The organism is Exiguobacterium sp. BRG2, from assembly GCF_031844245.1.
In the GTDB taxonomy this organism is placed as follows: Bacteria; Bacillota; Bacilli; order Exiguobacteriales; family Exiguobacteriaceae; genus Exiguobacterium_A.
Genome location: NZ_JAUZUW010000009.1, coordinates 126,931 through 142,662, shown reverse-complemented (window position 1 = coordinate 142,662; position 15,732 = coordinate 126,931). Strand labels below are relative to the sequence as shown.

The 15,732-nt window shown below is 49.0% G+C and carries 17 protein-coding genes and 7 tRNA genes; 22 read left to right on the top strand and 2 right to left on the bottom strand.

Translation table 11 applies throughout. The annotated features are described in order from the left end of the window. The first annotated feature begins 11 nt into the window (after window positions 1-11). The 17 genes from Q9R23_RS12495 (at window position 12) to Q9R23_RS12415 (ending at window position 10,947) form a co-directional block, all read left to right on the top strand. Window positions 12-86, top strand: a tRNA-Asn gene (locus Q9R23_RS12495). Window positions 87-88: 2 nt separating this feature from the next. Continuing rightward, a tRNA-Glu gene (locus Q9R23_RS12490) sits at window positions 89-163 on the top strand. Window positions 164-176: 13 nt separating this feature from the next. Beyond that, window positions 177-249, top strand: a tRNA-Thr gene (locus tag Q9R23_RS12485). Window positions 250-286: 37 nt separating this feature from the next. Next, window positions 287-370 (top strand) — tRNA-Tyr (locus tag Q9R23_RS12480). A gap of 4 nt (window positions 371-374) precedes the next feature. Further along, window positions 375-447 (top strand) — tRNA-Lys (locus Q9R23_RS12475). 6 nt (window positions 448-453) lie between these two features. Next, window positions 454-525: transfer RNA gene (locus tag Q9R23_RS12470), tRNA-Gly, on the top strand. A 9-nt stretch (window positions 526-534) separates the two neighbouring features. Next, window positions 535-610: transfer RNA gene (locus tag Q9R23_RS12465), tRNA-Ala, on the top strand. Between the two features lie 211 nt (window positions 611-821). Beyond that, window positions 822-1,730: an arginase gene (gene rocF / locus Q9R23_RS12460; protein ID WP_311247168.1), complete on the top strand. Its 909-nt coding sequence runs from the start codon at window positions 822-824 to the stop codon at window positions 1,728-1,730. Between the two features lie 125 nt (window positions 1,731-1,855). Continuing rightward, a complete protein-coding gene (gene sigW / locus Q9R23_RS12455) occupies window positions 1,856-2,419 on the top strand; it encodes an RNA polymerase sigma factor SigW (RefSeq protein WP_056064595.1) in 564 nt (187 codons plus the stop codon). Between the two features lie 16 nt (window positions 2,420-2,435). Further along, window positions 2,436-3,056: an anti-sigma factor gene (locus tag Q9R23_RS12450; protein ID WP_056064592.1), complete on the top strand. Its 621-nt coding sequence runs from the start codon at window positions 2,436-2,438 to the stop codon at window positions 3,054-3,056. A gap of 79 nt (window positions 3,057-3,135) precedes the next feature. Next, window positions 3,136-3,996, top strand: coding sequence for a diadenylate cyclase CdaA (gene cdaA, locus Q9R23_RS12445; RefSeq protein ID WP_056064589.1), 861 nt, complete (start codon window positions 3,136-3,138; stop codon window positions 3,994-3,996). After that, complete coding sequence (locus tag Q9R23_RS12440; RefSeq protein WP_311247167.1) at window positions 3,996-5,282, top strand: CdaR family protein; 1,287 nt, start codon at window positions 3,996-3,998, stop codon at window positions 5,280-5,282. Before cdaA ends, Q9R23_RS12440 begins: the two co-directional genes overlap by 1 nt. Before the next feature lie 29 nt (window positions 5,283-5,311). Beyond that, entirely contained in the window at window positions 5,312-6,667 is a 1,356-nt protein-coding gene (gene glmM / locus Q9R23_RS12435; RefSeq protein WP_029343107.1) for a phosphoglucosamine mutase, read from the top strand. 412 nt (window positions 6,668-7,079) lie between these two features. Next, window positions 7,080-8,876, top strand: coding sequence for a glutamine--fructose-6-phosphate transaminase (isomerizing) (gene glmS, locus Q9R23_RS12430; RefSeq protein ID WP_214809556.1), 1,797 nt, complete (start codon window positions 7,080-7,082; stop codon window positions 8,874-8,876). Window positions 8,877-8,951: 75 nt separating this feature from the next. Continuing rightward, entirely contained in the window at window positions 8,952-9,518 is a 567-nt protein-coding gene (locus Q9R23_RS12425; RefSeq protein WP_311247166.1) for a hypothetical protein, read from the top strand. A gap of 23 nt (window positions 9,519-9,541) precedes the next feature. Then, a complete protein-coding gene (locus Q9R23_RS12420; protein WP_311247165.1) occupies window positions 9,542-10,309 on the top strand; it encodes an alpha/beta hydrolase in 768 nt (255 codons plus the stop codon). A gap of 38 nt (window positions 10,310-10,347) precedes the next feature. Then, window positions 10,348-10,947, top strand: a complete 600-nt coding sequence (locus Q9R23_RS12415; RefSeq protein ID WP_311247164.1) for a short chain dehydrogenase — start codon at window positions 10,348-10,350, stop codon at window positions 10,945-10,947. 37 nt (window positions 10,948-10,984) lie between these two features. Here Q9R23_RS12415 and Q9R23_RS12410 read toward each other — a convergent pair whose 3' ends face one another. Continuing rightward, complete coding sequence (locus Q9R23_RS12410; RefSeq protein ID WP_311247163.1) at window positions 10,985-11,158, bottom strand: hypothetical protein; 174 nt, start codon at window positions 11,156-11,158, stop codon at window positions 10,985-10,987. Between the two features lie 130 nt (window positions 11,159-11,288). On the opposite strand from Q9R23_RS12410, the gene Q9R23_RS12405 reads away from it, so the two are divergent. The 4 genes from Q9R23_RS12405 to Q9R23_RS12390 all read left to right on the top strand — a co-directional run bounded on the left by Q9R23_RS12405 (window position 11,289) and on the right by Q9R23_RS12390 (window position 14,292). Then, window positions 11,289-11,849 (top strand): isochorismatase family protein, encoded by a 561-nt coding sequence (locus tag Q9R23_RS12405; protein ID WP_311247162.1) that lies wholly within the window; start codon window positions 11,289-11,291, stop codon window positions 11,847-11,849. Window positions 11,850-11,862: 13 nt separating this feature from the next. Further along, window positions 11,863-12,345: a GNAT family N-acetyltransferase gene (locus Q9R23_RS12400; RefSeq protein ID WP_311247161.1), complete on the top strand. Its 483-nt coding sequence runs from the start codon at window positions 11,863-11,865 to the stop codon at window positions 12,343-12,345. After that, the gene (locus Q9R23_RS12395; RefSeq protein WP_311247160.1) at window positions 12,342-13,235 is read left to right on the top strand and encodes a phosphotransferase family protein; all 894 of its coding nucleotides are present in this window, start codon (window positions 12,342-12,344) and stop codon (window positions 13,233-13,235) included. The genes Q9R23_RS12400 and Q9R23_RS12395 overlap by 4 nt, the downstream gene beginning before the upstream one ends. Before the next feature lie 64 nt (window positions 13,236-13,299). Continuing rightward, the gene (locus Q9R23_RS12390) at window positions 13,300-14,292 is read left to right on the top strand and encodes an NAD(P)/FAD-dependent oxidoreductase (RefSeq protein WP_311247159.1); all 993 of its coding nucleotides are present in this window, start codon (window positions 13,300-13,302) and stop codon (window positions 14,290-14,292) included. Window positions 14,293-14,351: 59 nt separating this feature from the next. On the opposite strand, the gene Q9R23_RS12385 is transcribed toward Q9R23_RS12390, so the two are convergent. Further along, window positions 14,352-14,684, bottom strand: a complete 333-nt coding sequence (locus Q9R23_RS12385; RefSeq protein ID WP_369814222.1) for a winged helix-turn-helix transcriptional regulator — start codon at window positions 14,682-14,684, stop codon at window positions 14,352-14,354. A 122-nt stretch (window positions 14,685-14,806) separates the two neighbouring features. Here Q9R23_RS12385 and Q9R23_RS12380 point away from each other — a divergent pair, with 122 nt between their 5' ends. After that, window positions 14,807-15,661, top strand: a complete 855-nt coding sequence (locus Q9R23_RS12380; RefSeq protein ID WP_311247158.1) for an SDR family oxidoreductase — start codon at window positions 14,807-14,809, stop codon at window positions 15,659-15,661. Window positions 15,662-15,732: the final 71 nt, after the last annotated feature.

Genomic DNA, 15,732 nt, shown 5'->3' with positions numbered 1-15,732 from the left:
TTTTAATTTATTCCGCAATAGCTCAGCGGTAGAGCAACCGGCTGTTAACCGGTAGGTCGTAGGTTCAAATCCTACTTGCGGAGCCAACGGCCCGTTGGTCAAGCGGTTAAGACACCGCCCTTTCACGGCGGTAACACGGGTTCGAATCCCGTACGGGTCACCATTATATTTTTTGTGCCGGTGTAGCTCAGCTGGTAGAGCAACTGACTTGTAATCAGTAGGTCGCGGGTTCGACTCCTGTTGCCGGCACTGTTTTTCTCAATTGTATAATTTTCCTAGACAAACTGGGGGGGTAGCGAAGTGGCTAAACGCGGCGGACTGTAAATCCGCTCCCTCGGGTTCGGCGGTTCGAATCCGCCCCCCCCCACCATGTCGAGCCATTAGCTCAGTTGGTAGAGCATCTGACTTTTAATCAGAGGGTCGCAGGTTCGAATCCTGCATGGCTCATTTCTTGCGGAAGTAGTTCAGTGGTAGAATACGACCTTGCCAAGGTCGGGGTCGCGGGTTCGAATCCCGTCTTCCGCTTTTTCTTTCGGGGCCTTAGCTCAGCTGGGAGAGCGCCTGCCTTGCACGCAGGAGGTCAGCGGTTCGATCCCGCTAGGCTCCACCAATTTTATTTAAAGATCTTAAGCGAGTTTCGTTCGTCTTAAGTTTTTTTTATATGAAATGCCAAGCATAACCAGAGTACGTACGCAAGAACACCGTGATTCCCTTCACGGTGTTTTTTTGTATATTCATGCGTTTTTTTGTTGAGTTGAACCACTCGTTTGCTACCGCTTACAATATATGTAGAAGTGACTATGACATAGGGGGAATATCGTATGAACATCGCGTATATCAGCGTACCATACCGTTATGGGCAAGGAAAGCCAGGCACTGAACATGGACCTGCAGCTGTCGAAAAAGCGGGTCTACTCGCGACACTCGAAGCACGGGGACAAGAAGCAGTACGCTACGGGGAAGCGTCTGTCTTATCCGAGGATGCAGTCCGGGAAGAAGATCCGAAGCTGAAACGTTTGGAAGGCGTCGTCCATACGACGAATGATTTGCACCTGATCGTACGTGACGCGTTATCGGAACAACGTTTTCCGTTGTTAGTCGGTGGCGATCACAGCATGGCGATCGGAACGATTGCTGGGCTTCGTCAAACTGTACCACGTCTTGGCGTCATCTGGTTCGATGCACACGGTGATTTGAATACACCGGAAACATCACCGTCTGGTAACATCCACGGTATGCCGCTCGCTGTAGCCCTTGGGGAAGGACATCAGCGTTTAACGGAAGTCGGAGGAACAGATATCAAGCTGCAACCGGAACACCTCGTCTTCATCGGATTACGTGACGTTGATCCAGGGGAACAAGAGCTGATCGATCGTCTTGGTATTCGTGTCTATGATATGGAAGCGATCCGAACTCGGGGAATGGACGCGATCATGGAAGAAGCAATTGCTTATTTGAAGGAAACGACAGATGCGTTCTATCTTAGCTTCGATATGGACGGTCTCGATCCATCACTCGTCGTCGGTACAGGAACACGTGTCGCTGACGGTATTTTCTTAGACGATGCGAAGACGGTGCTCCAGCATTGCGCAACGGCAGAAGACTTCATTGCAGCTGAATTCGTTGAAGTGAATCCTTTGCTTGAAGAAGGAAACGGAACCGCGGAACTTGCGAATGAACTGATCGGAGATTTACTTTTGGCAATGGAAACACATCGCTTAGTAAAATAATGGATAGAACTTGAACTCTTTTTATCGGGGTTCAAGTTTTTTTTGTTACAATTTAAAAGGAGATGAAACATTTATCGGTCGACTTCGTATAAGAGATTGACCGCATAGAGCGGGGGGTATTCAAAGTGGAAGAAACGACACTACGCTTAATTGAGCGAGTGAAACAGGGAGACCGTGATGCATTCGCGGCACTTGTTGATCTATATAAGGAAGGTGCCTTTCTTGTGGCTTTCCGTGTCTTGCGCGATCGAATGGAAGCGGAGGATGCGACACAAGAAGCCTTCATCCGTGTATTTACGAAGATTGATTCGTATAATGCACAATGGAAGTTCCGGACTTGGTTGTACCGAATCGTCACGAACGTATCGATTGACCGATTACGGAAAAAGAAACCTGATTATTCTCTTGATGCTGAGATGTCAGGTACTGAAGGACTGACATTGTATTCACAACTCGAGAGCAAGGACACCTTGCCGGAGGACCAAGTGGTCGATAACGAGCAACGAAGTGAAGTCGGGGATGCGATTGCGGCTTTACCAGAAAAATACCGCGTCCCACTCGTCCTGAAATATATAGAGGATCTTTCACTAAAGGAAATCAGTGAAATGATCGAATTACCTGTCGCTACTGTCAAAACTAGAATTCATCGTGGACGGGAAGCGCTGAAGAAGCATTTTGCCAAACGATGAGAAGGAGGAACTCACCATGTCACGAGAGCATGTACATGAACGGATTCAGGATTATTTAGATCAAAACCAACCACCTGAGGAATTCGAGCGATTGGAAGCAGAGTTACGGGAAGCGGACGCGATGGACGAGTTCGAAGAGTATCGACTCCTTGATGCTCGACTGCGTCAACTTCCAGCGCCCAAATTATCGGCAGATTTTACATCCCGCGTGCTGGCACAATTGCCCGACCAGGTGGATACGCCGAGCGCTGCTTTACTGCACCAACCGCAACCGTCCCGTTTTGGAGGGAAGATGAAGCAATACCCATTGCTCGCGGCCGCGGCTGTTTTCTTACTTTTGTCGGTCGGTAGCCTTGGTGGTTATATGGCACAGGAAGAACATGACTTATCTTATACGAATGCACCAGGCATCGTCGCTCAAAATGGTGAGGTCGTCGTGCCAAAAGGCGTCACGGTCGATCAAGATCTCTATGTCGAAGGCGGGAACGTCCGAATCGAAGGGAAAGTTAATGGCGACGTCATGACCGTTGACGGGAAAGCGTACACGGCGAGTGCTGGTAGCGTGACCGGAGAAATCAAGGAAATCGATCAATTATTCGAACGCGTATGGTACGGAATCAAGCGTCTATTTCAATAATCAGCTGGGACGAGTCGAACTCGTCCCTTTGTGCTATAATGGAAACTGTTTAAATCAGATGAGTTAGGGGGCACGGTTGGTGAATTACTTCAGCTGGCAACCACTTCAATTTCAATTGTTGAAACTGGGAGAAAACGTACATTGGTACGATTATATTAATGACGTGATTGATATTGCGGTCGTGACGTTCGTCATTTACCGTCTCATGATCATCGTCAAAGGAACAAAAGCGGTCCAGCTCATTAAAGGGATTTCGGTCATTTTGATCAGTTGGTTCCTGAGTGGCTTTTTTGGACTTAAAACACTTCAATTCTTACTCAATCAAATTATCACCTATGGGTTACTGGGGATCATCATCATCTTCCAACCCGAACTCCGGCGTGGACTGGAACACTTAGGACGAACGAGTAAATTCTTCTCACGTAGTGCGATCAGTGATGAAGATGAACAAGTTCGAATCGTCGATGCGCTCGTATCGTCTGCCCAGTACATGTCAAAACGCCGTATTGGAGCACTCGTGACGATTGAACGTGAGACAGGACTGAGTGAATACGTAGAGACGGGCATTCCGCTTGGTTCACAAATCACGAGTCAGTTGCTGATCAACTTATTCATTCCGAATACACCATTACATGATGGCGCCGTCATCGTCCAGCAAGGCAAGTTAGCAGCTGCCGCTTGTTACTTACCGTTGTCAGAAAGTGCACATATCTCAAAAGAGCTTGGAACACGTCACCGCGCTGCAATCGGTGTCAGTGAAGTAACGGATAGTGTTACGCTCGTCGTCTCGGAAGAAACGGGCGGTGTCTCACTCGCCATCAATGGACGTCTGTACCGGGAACTCGATGAAGAATCCTTACGGACGAAGTTGCTTGAGACGATCGTTAAGGTCGAACAGACGAATACTTCCTTCTTGAACTGGATGGGGGCGAAAAAATAATGTTCGAAAAATGGTTCAATGAACGCTGGTTTTTACGCATTGTTGCGGTCGTCTTAGCCGTCATGTTGTATTTGATGGTGGCAGGTTCGAATACGACAGGAAAAAGTGACGCCGCTAGTCTGCTGCCGATCGCGGGTCAAGGTTCGACGAAATTTGACGTGCCGGTCACGGTCCAGTATGATGAATCGCAGTGGGTCGCCTATAATATTCCAAATACGATGGAGGTAACCGTTAAAGGTCCATCGAGTAGCTTGACGATGCTTCGGCTCGTTCATGATTTTGGGTTATCGATTGATTTAAAAGGACTTGACCCTGGCTATCATCGTGTCCGTGTCACAGCAACTGGCTTCGGAAAAGATGTCGAGGTGACGCCGAAGCAGGAGACGATCGAAGTCTTCCTCGATAAGAAGATTACAAAGGAAGTACCGGTACAAGTCGCCTTACTCAATAAAAACAAAATCGCTGAAGGATATGTCGCTGGGGAAGCACAACCGAACCAACAAACCGTTGAAGTCACGGGAGGCGCAGAAAAGTTACAGGCGATTTCAGCGATCCAAGTACCGATCGATGTAACTGGTCGGGCAGAGACGTTTAAAGAGACGTTCAATGCCAAAGCGACCGATGCGAACGGGAATACGATCAATGCATCTTATCAACCAGAGCAACTAGAAATCACAGTACCGATCTATAAGGAAAGTAAGACGGTACCGATCAATGTGCAGACAAAAGATGACGTCAAAAAAGGATATACCGTCGTCAAGATCGTTCCCGTTACGACGGAAGCTCGTCTATATGGAACAAAAGAAGAGTTAGAGCGGATCGGTTCCGTTGATACGGAAGCGGTCTCGCTCAAAGGACTGACGAAGACGACAGAAAAAACCGTCAAACTTGTTGAGCCAGAAAATGCGACAGCGATGGATCCGACACAGGTCACCGTCAATATCGTTGTCGAAAAGGAAAATGCGAAATCGACGACGGAAACCGTCGAAGATCGGGCAGAGAAAACGATTCCGGGTGTGACGGTCACGTTGAATGGGTTTGATGAATCGAAGTATACGATTGATTACAACCAAACGATTGATGTCATTGTCCGTGGGAAAGAATCTGATTTAGCATCGATCGATGCGACGGATATCAAAGCGGTCATCGATGTGACGGGACTAAAAGAAGGAACGCACGGATTGCCGATTTCGTATCAGACGTCAAAAGCCTTTGATGTCCTGCGTCCGGATAATATGGATGTCACGCTAAAAGCTGTTCCGCGGACATCCGTTCCGACCAATTAAAACAAATTAGTGAAATGAGGAAATAACACATGGGTAAGTATTTTGGAACTGACGGCGTACGCGGCGTCGCAAACGTAGAATTGACACCGGAACTAGCATATCGCCTCGGTCGAACAGGTGGTTACGTGTTGACGAAACACGAAAGCACACGACCAAAAGTCTTGATCGGACGCGATACACGTGTTTCTGGTCAAATGCTTGAGAACGCACTCATCGCTGGTCTTTTATCAATCGGTGCAGAAGTCATGCGTCTTGGTGTCATCTCGACACCGGGTGTCGCGTACCTGACAAAAACGATGGATGCGACAGCGGGAGTCATGATTTCTGCATCGCACAATCCAGTTGAAGATAACGGAATCAAGTTCTTCGGTTCAGATGGCTTCAAGCTCGATGACGCAACTGAGCTTGAAATCGAAGCATTACTCGATGAAGCAGAAGATACATTACCACGTCCAGCTGGAAAAGAACTCGGTTTCGTTCACGATTACTACGAAGGTGCACAAAAATATCTTCATATGCTTCGCCAGACATCGGATGAAGATTTCTCAGGTATCCATGTCGCGATCGACGGCGCACACGGTGCAACGTCAAGCCTCGCACCACGTCTATTCGGTGACTTGGAAGCAGAAGTATCGACGATCGGTACAACTCCGAACGGACTCAACATCAATGATGGTGTCGGTTCGACACACCCAGAACATCTCGCTGCCTTCGTTAAGGAAAAAGGCGCAGACGTTGGTTTATCGTTTGATGGAGACGGCGACCGCTTGATTGCAGTCGATGAGAACGGTGATATCGTCGATGGCGATAAAATCATGTTCATTTGCGGAAAATACTTGAATGAACTTGGTCGTCTGAAAGACAACACGATCGTTGCGACGGTCATGAGTAACCTCGGCTTCCATAAAACCGTGGAAGAAAACGGGATGACGGCACTTCAGACAGCGGTCGGTGACCGTTATGTCGTCGAAGAGATGCGTAAGAACGACTACACGCTCGGTGGTGAACAGTCGGGGCATATCATTTTCATGGATTACTCAACGACAGGGGACGGCATGTTGTCAGGCGTCCAGTTGTTGCAAATCATGAAAGCGACAGGGAAAAAGTTATCGGAACTCGCAGCTGAGATGCCGATCTTCCCACAACGTCTCGTTAACATCCGTGTCTCAGACAAAAATGGTGCAATGAGCGGTCCTGCCGTGCAAGCGATCATTGCTGAAGTCGAAGCAGAGATGGCGGGCAACGGACGGATTCTCGTTCGTGCGTCAGGAACAGAACCACTCGTTCGTGTCATGGCAGAAGCTCCGACACAAGAAGCGTGTGATGCATACGTCGAGCGGATCGCGAACGTCGTTCGTGAGAACTACGCGTTACAAGAAAACTAAGCAGCCTGAAGCAGAGCGATTGCTCTGCTTCTTTTTTTACAATTATTTTAGAAAAACAGATTGAGATTTTTACAAAATATAGGGATTATACGTATTGATTAGAAAAATATCGGGAATAGTTACAAATACGTTACCTTTCTTGCTTTTTCAGATTAAAGTTCGTATGATGGTGAAGTCGGACAGAAACGGGGTCGGACAGAAACAAGAAGCGCCAGGGCTTTCTCCATAGGACGAAAGCTGACGAGGTGGAGGTTTATCGAATCATTCGGCGGATGCCTCCCGGTACCAGATCCATACCGTAAATCGTTCTGAAATCGTCCAAGTGATTGGACGGACAAACAGACCGATCGGGATCCTCTCAACAAGAGCCGTTTCCTCTTCAGGGAAATACTTGTAAATGGAGAGATGTAACATGTGCGGAATCGTAGGTATGATCGGACAGGTCAACACGAAGGAAATTTTATTAAAAGGTCTCGAGAAGCTCGAGTACCGCGGCTATGACTCGGCAGGTCTTGCGTTCGTCAACGACGGCGTCCAAGTCCATAAAGAAGTAGGCCGGATTGCTGCGCTACGCGAAGTCGTTCCTGCAGATGCAGACGGAACAGTCGGAATCGGACACACACGCTGGGCGACACACGGTGTCCCAAGCGTACCAAACGCGCACCCGCACCAAAGTGCGTCAGCACGTTTCACACTCGTGCACAACGGCGTCATTGAAAATGATGAGCAGCTAAAAGCAGAATTGAATGTCGATCTCCTCAGCGACACGGATACAGAAGTCATCGTTCAGATGATCGAAAAGAACTTCAACGAGACAGGTGACGTCGCGGAAGCATTCCGTCAAACACTCCGTGTCTTGCACGGTTCGTATGCCCTCGCATTGATCGATGCTGAAAATCCAGACGTCTTATACGTCGCAAAAAACAAATCACCACTTCTCGTTGGTCTCGGTGACGGTACGTTCAACGTCGTCGCATCAGACGCAATGGCAATGTTACAAGTAACGGATCAATTCATCGAGTTGCATGATGGCGAGATGATCATCTTGACGCGTGATAGCGTCACGATCCAAGATCTCGACGGTAACGTCCAAGAGCGTGAAGCGTACACGGCTGAAATCGATGCATCAGACATCGAAAAAGGAACGTACGCGCACTACATGCTCAAAGAGATGGATGAGCAACCAGCGGTCATTCGTAACATCGTTCAACAATATCAAAATGAAGCAGGCGACATCACACTCGACCAATCAGTCCGTGATCTCGTACTCGGTCGTGACCGTGTTTACATCATCGGTTGCGGAACAAGCTACCATGCTGGTTTGATCGGAAAACAGTTGATTGAACAAATCGCTGGCATTCCAACAGAAGTTCATATCTCTTCTGAGTTCGGATACAACATGCCATTATTGACAGAGAAACCACTCTTCCTCTTCCTTTCACAATCAGGTGAAACAGCGGATAGCCGTGCGGTTCTCGTCGAAGCGAAGAAACTCGGTCATCCAGCACTGACGATCACGAACGTTCCAGGATCAACATTGTCACGTGAGGCGAACGCAACATTATTGCTCCACGCGGGTCCAGAAATCGCCGTTGCTTCAACAAAAGCGTATACAGCTCAAATCGCTGTTCTTGCTGTTCTTGCGTTTGACCTCGCTCAAGCGAAAGGGGTTGCCGTCAACTTCGATCTCATGAAGGAACTCGGTAAAATCTCAAGTGCGATGGAATCGGTCATGTCTCAAAAAGATCGTTTCCAAGAAATCGCGACAGAATACTTGTCTGAGTCACGTAACGCGTTCTTCATCGGTCGTGGACAAGATGCATACGTCGGGATGGAAGGTGCATTGAAACTCAAAGAAATCTCGTATATCCAAGCAGAAGGATACGCGGGTGGAGAGCTCAAGCACGGTCCGATCGCCTTGATCGAAGATAACACACCGGTCATCGCACTCGTGACACAACCACACGTTCACCTCAACAACCGTGGGAACGTCAAGGAAGTCGTCGCGCGTGGTGCAAACGCGTGTGTCATCGCAGCAGAAGGTCTTGAATTGCCGACGGATGCATTCGTCATCCCAGCAGTCGAGCCACTCTTGTCACCGCTCTTGTCTGTCTTACCACTTCAATTGATCTCATACTACGCGGCACTCGGTCGCGACTGTGACGTCGATAAGCCACGTAACTTGGCGAAGTCAGTAACGGTTGAATAAGGAAACAAATCGACTCCAAATGACAGGCGTGTAAGCGTCTGCCGTTTGGAGTTTTTATATTAAGAGGAGAACGAGATGAATCGCTGGATTGCTGCATTTCCTAAACGATATGAACAGGACGTTCGGGTCGTTAAAGCGTGTCTACCGTTTGCCTGGACGCGTTTATCACCCGGATCGATTGAAATGAGACTGGAGCAGGAACGGATACAGATTCCGACGCGTTTGTACTTATCAGAGGTCGACTCGGAGCGGATTAAACAACTGACGTCGACGCAACAAACGATGTTATTTTGCCTTTACACCCGTCATCATGATGGTCACATCCGTGAACGTTATCTCCGTCAGTTACTCAAAACAAATCAACAAGATGAATGGATACTCGTCTATATTCTTGAACTTGCTAGTGAATACGTCCGTGACATCGTCGACATCATCGTACCTGTGATCGAGCAATGGAATCTGGAAGTGAAGCGGCGATTCGTCTCCAATGATCCGGCATACATGAAGCGAATCGAAGACCGGATGATCAGTTACTGGAATGCTTATTATCGGTCGAGTGGAGAACGACGATCCGAAGCGGATTACCCAGGCTTTCGGATTATAGAATCGTTACGGGAGGATGTTTCGGTAGAGGAAGTGTGAAGAGATGAAAAGGAGGTGCGCACTTGATTACGAAATCAAAGGATCTGTACTTAGAAGGAACTGGACCTGCTATTTTGTTGTTACATAGTTTTACTGGTAGTGCGAATGAGATGCGGGGGCTCGCTCGCTTTTTACATGTAGCCGGGTATACCTGTTACGCGCCCAATTACGCCGGGCACGGGGAATCGCCGGAGCGCTTGTTTGAGACGACGATCGAAGACGTCTGGCAGTCCGCGCAAGCCGGACTCGCGTTTTTACAAGATCGAGGACACAAAGACATCTTTTTGATCGGACAATCGCTTGGTGGGGTGATGGCACTTCGACTGGCAGAACAGTCAGGATCCGCAGGACTCATCTTACTCTCGACGCCGATTCTTGAGCGGACGATTGCGGGACTCGAACATAGAGTCCGCCGTTATACGGAACGGTATTTTCAATTTGACGATCGTTCACAAGAGTGGATCGCAGACTTTGTCGACCGTCATTTTCCACGACCGGAAAAAGACTTACGGGCACTGCAACAATTCATCCTCGACACAGGAATCGTCTTACCGAAGATCACGCAGCCCATCGCTCTATTCCTTGGTGCATTAGATGATGTCGTCTACCAGGCAAGTCTCGAACAAATCGAAACGACGGTGCCAAGCCGAGACCAGAAAAAGGTCCTTCTTCCAAACAGTAAACATTTACTGACGCTCGACCGGGATAAACAGCGTCTATTTGATGAAATCCTTGTCTTCTTGAAAACCCATCCGGTAGATTCCTTGAAACCATCATCTGCTGTGCAGTAGGCTAGATAGGTAAGCTAGACGTGAAAGGGGAAGGAATCATGCGAATTTTAGTAGTAGGGGCTAGTGGAACGATTGGTCAGGCGGTCGTAGAGCAGTTGAGCGAGCGACATGACATCATTCGTGCCGGACGAAGCGGAGTGGATGTGCAAGTCGACATCACATCAGAGGAAAGCATTCGGGCGATGTATGAAGCAGTCGGGTCTGTTGATGCTGTCATCAGTGCTACAGGTGGTGCTCATTTTGGTCCATTAACGGACTTAACACCGGCTCTTAATCAAATCGGGATCGACAGTAAACTAAAGGGTCAAGTCAATCTGGTCTTGCTTGGTTTGGAGTCGGTACGAGATGGGGGAAGCTTTACGCTGACGACTGGCATCATGATGGACGATCCGATTCGCCAAGGCGCATCCGCGGCGCTTGCGAACGGTGGGGTCAAAGCGTTCGTTCATGCAGCGGCGATCGAGATGCCACGGTGCATTCGAATCAACAGCGTTAGTCCGAACGTACTGATCGAATCGCTCGAAAAGTACGGACCATTCTTCCGTGGGTTTGAAGCTGTTCCAGCGTCACGTGTCGCAACAGCATTCGAAAAGAGTGTCGAAGGGGCACAGACGGGGCAAAACTACGAAGTCTATTAAATGAAAAAGCAGGTAGCGAAAATCGCTATCTGCTTTTTTAGAATCCGGATATGACATAACGCTCGATTGCAAAGAGTAATAAGGTGATTCCAAGACAAATGAGGAGATTACGGACGAACCAGCGCCCCGTCATCGTTCGGTTCATAATGAGTTTCTCGAGTGTCAGATTGACGAGGAGCACACACAAGAAGATGACACCAAACCAAATCATGCAGACACATCCTTTCCTCCTTCTAAACGAATCCTAAAGCCTAAAAGTTTCATAACTATGAGCAGCAGGAGATTGCTCATGCTACCGGGAAGGGAACAAACAGTCGATTTTTATAAGGAGGAACACGACGATGAAACAAGCAGTCCTAGTGATTGATTTTCAACAGGAACTCGTCGACGGAAACACGGAAGAACGTCCGGTATACTTAAAAGAACAAGTCGCACATGTCATCGAAGCGGTCGTACTCGAAGCAGACGAACGGAACATCCCGGTCGTCTTTATTCGGGATCTGGACGTCGCTGACGGAACAGGACCCGGTTTTGCAGTCCATGATTCGATTCCCGTTCCAGCGTCCAGTGTCACGTTCGATAAAGCGGCGACGAATGCGTTTCATGGCACCCCCTTGCTTGATCATCTACGCCAAGCATCGATTGAACATCTGATCGTCTTAGGCTGTAAGACAGAACACTGCATCGATACCGCGGTGCGCAGTGCGACGGTGCATGGCTTTGATGTCACACTCGTCGCCGACGGACATACGACGAACGGGTCCGATGTCCTGACGCCGGAGCAAATGATCGCCCACCACAATCAAGTCTTGCACGGTCATTATAACGTCGAACATTTTGCGATGGTTCGTCCGTCGACGGAAGATGTCTTCACCCCAACCCACAATGACTACCGGACATGAAGAGGAGAATAAGATGATTGAATTACGAAAAATAACAGCGTCCGATTACGATCGCTACGCGACGCTCGTTCAAGACGATCGTGTCATGCGTTACATCACGGAACAGGCATTAACAGATACGGAAACGAAACAACGCTTTGAGCGAATCCTTGAACAACAGCAGCACGACCGACTCGGATCGTATCTGATTTATACCGAAGAGACATGGATTGGAATCGGGCACATGACCCGGAGTCAAACGCAACCGTTTGAAGCAGAGCTCGGTTACATGCTACTACCGGGTCACTGGGGAAAAGGATACGGCACAGCGATTGCAGAGCGTCTCTTACAGTTAGCGACAGAAGAAGAGCTACAGGTCGTCACGGCGACGATTGATCCAGCACATGAAGCGTCGCGCCGTATTTTGATCGGATTAGGTTTTGAATCGACCTATGTTGGACCGATTGACGGTCTACCAGGTGAAACGCTACAGAAAATAGTGGGAACGACGGAATGACGCGAGACGAATGGATTAAACATTTTCAACTCGACGTCGCAGCATGCGCGACTGTCGACGAATCGTATAGTTCTGAAGTCGATCGTCTCGTCCTAACGGATGGTCAGGTCGTTTTCTTAAAGCGCCCGTATACGGCTGAAAAGTGGTACCGGGAACGTGGCTGGATTCATGCACTAGAAGGATTTGTACCCGTGCCGCACATCTTAGCTGAAGCAGCTCCCGGGCAGACGACAGGGGCGTTCGTACTTGCTGCCTTAGCGGGACAGGCACCGGTCACGATGACTAAAAAATTGGCGTACGAAATTGGTCGAACACTCGCAATGCTGCATACGTGTACAGGAGAAGCCTACGGCGAATATACGGAAGATGGATTTTATGCCTATCCGGTTCAGGACTGGCGACGCTTCCGGAATGAAAAACTCGATGGATTCATGCCGTTCATCACGACCGAACTCGACCCCGTTTTTTTAGAGAACATCCAAACAGAGTTAGTCAGACGGGAACAGTCGTTACCGGAGCCTTCACGTCCCGTTGCCACACATTGTGACTTCCGCCTAGCAAATTTACTAACGGTAGATGATCAAGTCACAGGGGTGATCGATTTCGAGACGACCCGCTACGGGGCCGTCGAGATGGACTTCACGAAGATCGTCCGTAATCTCAATACGTTCGGTTCCATTTACGTCACGGCATTTCAAGAAGGATACGCGACGTTACACCCAGACGTGCCGATCGAGACGTATCTCGCATACTATCGTTTGTGGGAAGCACTCACTGCCGTCGGCTGGTGCATCAAACGGGGACGAGAAGATCACCAGGCGTTCTTTGAGGAGAACATCGCACTCATCGAGCAGGAATTACAGACGACGAGCATATCGGATGGGTATTGATTCACCCATGTCTTGGAAGAAACCTCTATACTTAGGGAAATGAGGAATCTGAGGGGGAAGCGAGATGACAGGAAAACGAATCGGAATCATTGGCGGTGGACTCGCCGGGATTTTTGCGGCACGTCAATTGCAGGCAACAGGACATACTGTTGAAATCATCGAAAAAAGCCAGAGCGTCGGGGGGCGAATGGCAACTCGTCGTATTGATGAAGGAACAGCGGATCATGGTGCTGTCTTCTTCACGGTTCGGACGGAAGAGTTGGGACGCGAAGTCGACGGATGGCTTCAGAAGGGATGGGTTCGTAAGTGGTTTGGAACGGATTTTCCACGCTATGTCGCGACGAACGGCATGAATCAACTCGTACAAGCGATTGGTCGAGGGATTCCCGTCCAGTTGAATGAACAGGTCACGCATATTTCGGCAACGGAGGACGAACTCGTCACACAAGCGACAGATCATCAAGGTACGTATGATGCGTTACTCGTGACGGCGCCTGTACCGCAAGCATATGAACTGTTACAGTCTTCTAGTTTGACACTTTCTGATGACGATCATGAGCAGTTGCGTCAGGTGACGTTCGAGCCGACATTCGTTGGTTTGTTTGAAATCGAAGAGCGACTGACGATCGGTGAAGTCGGTCTAAAAGACGAGCATCTCGTCGATGGGATGTTAAAGCTCGTCAATAATGCCGAGAAGAAGATTTCGAAGACGACACTGCTGAGCGTCTATATGACAGCCCGCTTCAGTGAAAACTGGTACGAGCGCCCAGAAGAAGAGACACTCGCGGAAGTCGAGCGTCTGTTACGACAGCAACTCGGACCAGTGACGATTATCTCCCGTCAGCTCAAGCGTTGGCGTTACGCTCAGGCACGCGCAGTTTACCGGACGCCGCATTTGAAACTGGCGTCATATCCACTTTGGCTTGCTGGTGATGCGTTCCTTGAAGCCGATGATGCGTCAGGACGGACGCGCGTCGAGAGCGCTATTATCTCAGGATTACGCGTCGCAGAAGCGATCGACATCCACTTACGTCAGACGGTAACAGCGACGGAATGAACGAAAACATGCACTTCTTTTCTGACTCGAGAAGAAGCGCATTTTTTTGTTATTCACGATCATTTCACCTGAAAGTGTTGTTCACTCCAGGCTGCCATGTGATCAAGAATTGGTAAAAAACTATGACCAGCATCCGTTAGAGAATATTCAACACGAGGGGGAACTTCGCCAAAGACGTGCCGTTGAATCAAACCATCCGCTTCGAGCTCACGTAGCTGACGTGTCAATGTTCCCTTAGAGATACCTGTTAATTGTTGCAGTTCATGAAAACGATGTGTCCCGTGTGTCAGGTGCCACAGCAAGATGATCTTCCATTTGCCAGCGACCATCTGTTGCACCCGAGTGACTGGACAGGCAGTGCGTTGATTGGTCGTTGTATCGAATACAGCCACATTCATCCTCTCCCATTGGTTCGTTTTGAGGGACCTAGTTTCAGATAAGTGCCTACTTTTTTTAGTGTATCACCTAGCGTATCATGAAGAACAACATCAAACTTCAAAGGAGTGGTTTCATCATGAAATGGTTAATTACAGGAGCAACCGGAAAATTAGGCGCGCGGATCGTGCAGCACCTCAGTGAACAAGTCGGCAACGAAAATGTAGCGGTTAGTGTCCGCGACGTTGAAAAAGCAACAGCGCTTGCAGCACAAGGGATCGATGTCCGATACGGAGACTTTGATCAGCCCGAAACACTCGGACAAGCGTTTCAAGGAATCGATCGATTGTTAATCATTTCGACGGACGGTGAAGAGGCGACTCGGATCCGGCAACACCAAGCCGCTGTCACGGCAGCAAAAGAGGCAGGCGTCAAGCTGATCGGCTATACGAGTATTGCCAATGCGGCACACAGCACGAATGGACTTGCTCGAACGCATCGTGTCACAGAGGAAGCGATTCAAGCGACAGGTATCCCGTATGTCTTTTTCCGCAACAACTGGTATCTCGAAAATGAACTCGGAACGATTGACGCCGTCGCGCAAGGCGCAGACTGGTTAACGGCAGCAGGCGAAGGGAAAGTCGGATGGGCGTTACAAGATGAGTATGCGCTAGCAATTGCGACGGGACTGACGCTTGAGCATCCAAACCCCATCTATGAACTATCGGGTCCGTTGCATACACAAGCAGAACTCGCGACTGCAGTCGGAACAGTGCTTAACCGATCGGTCGCTTTAGATGAAGTAGATGGCGCGACCTATGGTGAGCGGATGCAAGCAGCTGGCTTACCTGACTTCTTGATTCCAATGTTGACGGGTATCCAGGCAGATATCGCAGCCGGAACTCTGGCAGTAGAAAGTACTGATTTTGAAGCATTACTTGGCCGTCCCGTGACGACACTTGGAGAGGGAGTTCGCCTTCTTTTGAAAAAATAAGTTCATCTGAACGTTTTCAGGGTGAGTGAGTTGGGTAAACCCCCTTTAGAAGCAATTAAAGGAGGAGTCCT

What these genes read in the sequence shown, in the direction of transcription:
- rocF (WP_311247168.1), top strand. Translation starts at nt 822, where the DNA reads ATGAACATCGCGTATATCAGCGTACCATACCGTTATGGGCAAGGAAAG.
- Q9R23_RS12395 (WP_311247160.1), top strand. Translation starts at nt 12,342, where the DNA reads ATGACGCGAGACGAATGGATTAAACATTTTCAACTCGACGTCGCAGCA.
- Q9R23_RS12450 (WP_056064592.1), top strand. Translation starts at nt 2,436, where the DNA reads ATGTCACGAGAGCATGTACATGAACGGATTCAGGATTATTTAGATCAA.
- Q9R23_RS12390 (WP_311247159.1), top strand. Translation starts at nt 13,300, where the DNA reads ATGACAGGAAAACGAATCGGAATCATTGGCGGTGGACTCGCCGGGATT.
- glmS (WP_214809556.1), top strand. Translation starts at nt 7,080, where the DNA reads ATGTGCGGAATCGTAGGTATGATCGGACAGGTCAACACGAAGGAAATT.
- Q9R23_RS12410 (WP_311247163.1), bottom strand. Translation starts at nt 11,158, where the DNA reads ATGATTTGGTTTGGTGTCATCTTCTTGTGTGTGCTCCTCGTCAATCTG.
- Q9R23_RS12405 (WP_311247162.1), top strand. Translation starts at nt 11,289, where the DNA reads ATGAAACAAGCAGTCCTAGTGATTGATTTTCAACAGGAACTCGTCGAC.
- Q9R23_RS12380 (WP_311247158.1), top strand. Translation starts at nt 14,807, where the DNA reads ATGAAATGGTTAATTACAGGAGCAACCGGAAAATTAGGCGCGCGGATC.
- Q9R23_RS12400 (WP_311247161.1), top strand. Translation starts at nt 11,863, where the DNA reads ATGATTGAATTACGAAAAATAACAGCGTCCGATTACGATCGCTACGCG.
- Q9R23_RS12440 (WP_311247167.1), top strand. Translation starts at nt 3,996, where the DNA reads ATGTTCGAAAAATGGTTCAATGAACGCTGGTTTTTACGCATTGTTGCG.
- Q9R23_RS12425 (WP_311247166.1), top strand. Translation starts at nt 8,952, where the DNA reads ATGAATCGCTGGATTGCTGCATTTCCTAAACGATATGAACAGGACGTT.
- glmM (WP_029343107.1), top strand. Translation starts at nt 5,312, where the DNA reads ATGGGTAAGTATTTTGGAACTGACGGCGTACGCGGCGTCGCAAACGTA.
- Q9R23_RS12415 (WP_311247164.1), top strand. Translation starts at nt 10,348, where the DNA reads ATGCGAATTTTAGTAGTAGGGGCTAGTGGAACGATTGGTCAGGCGGTC.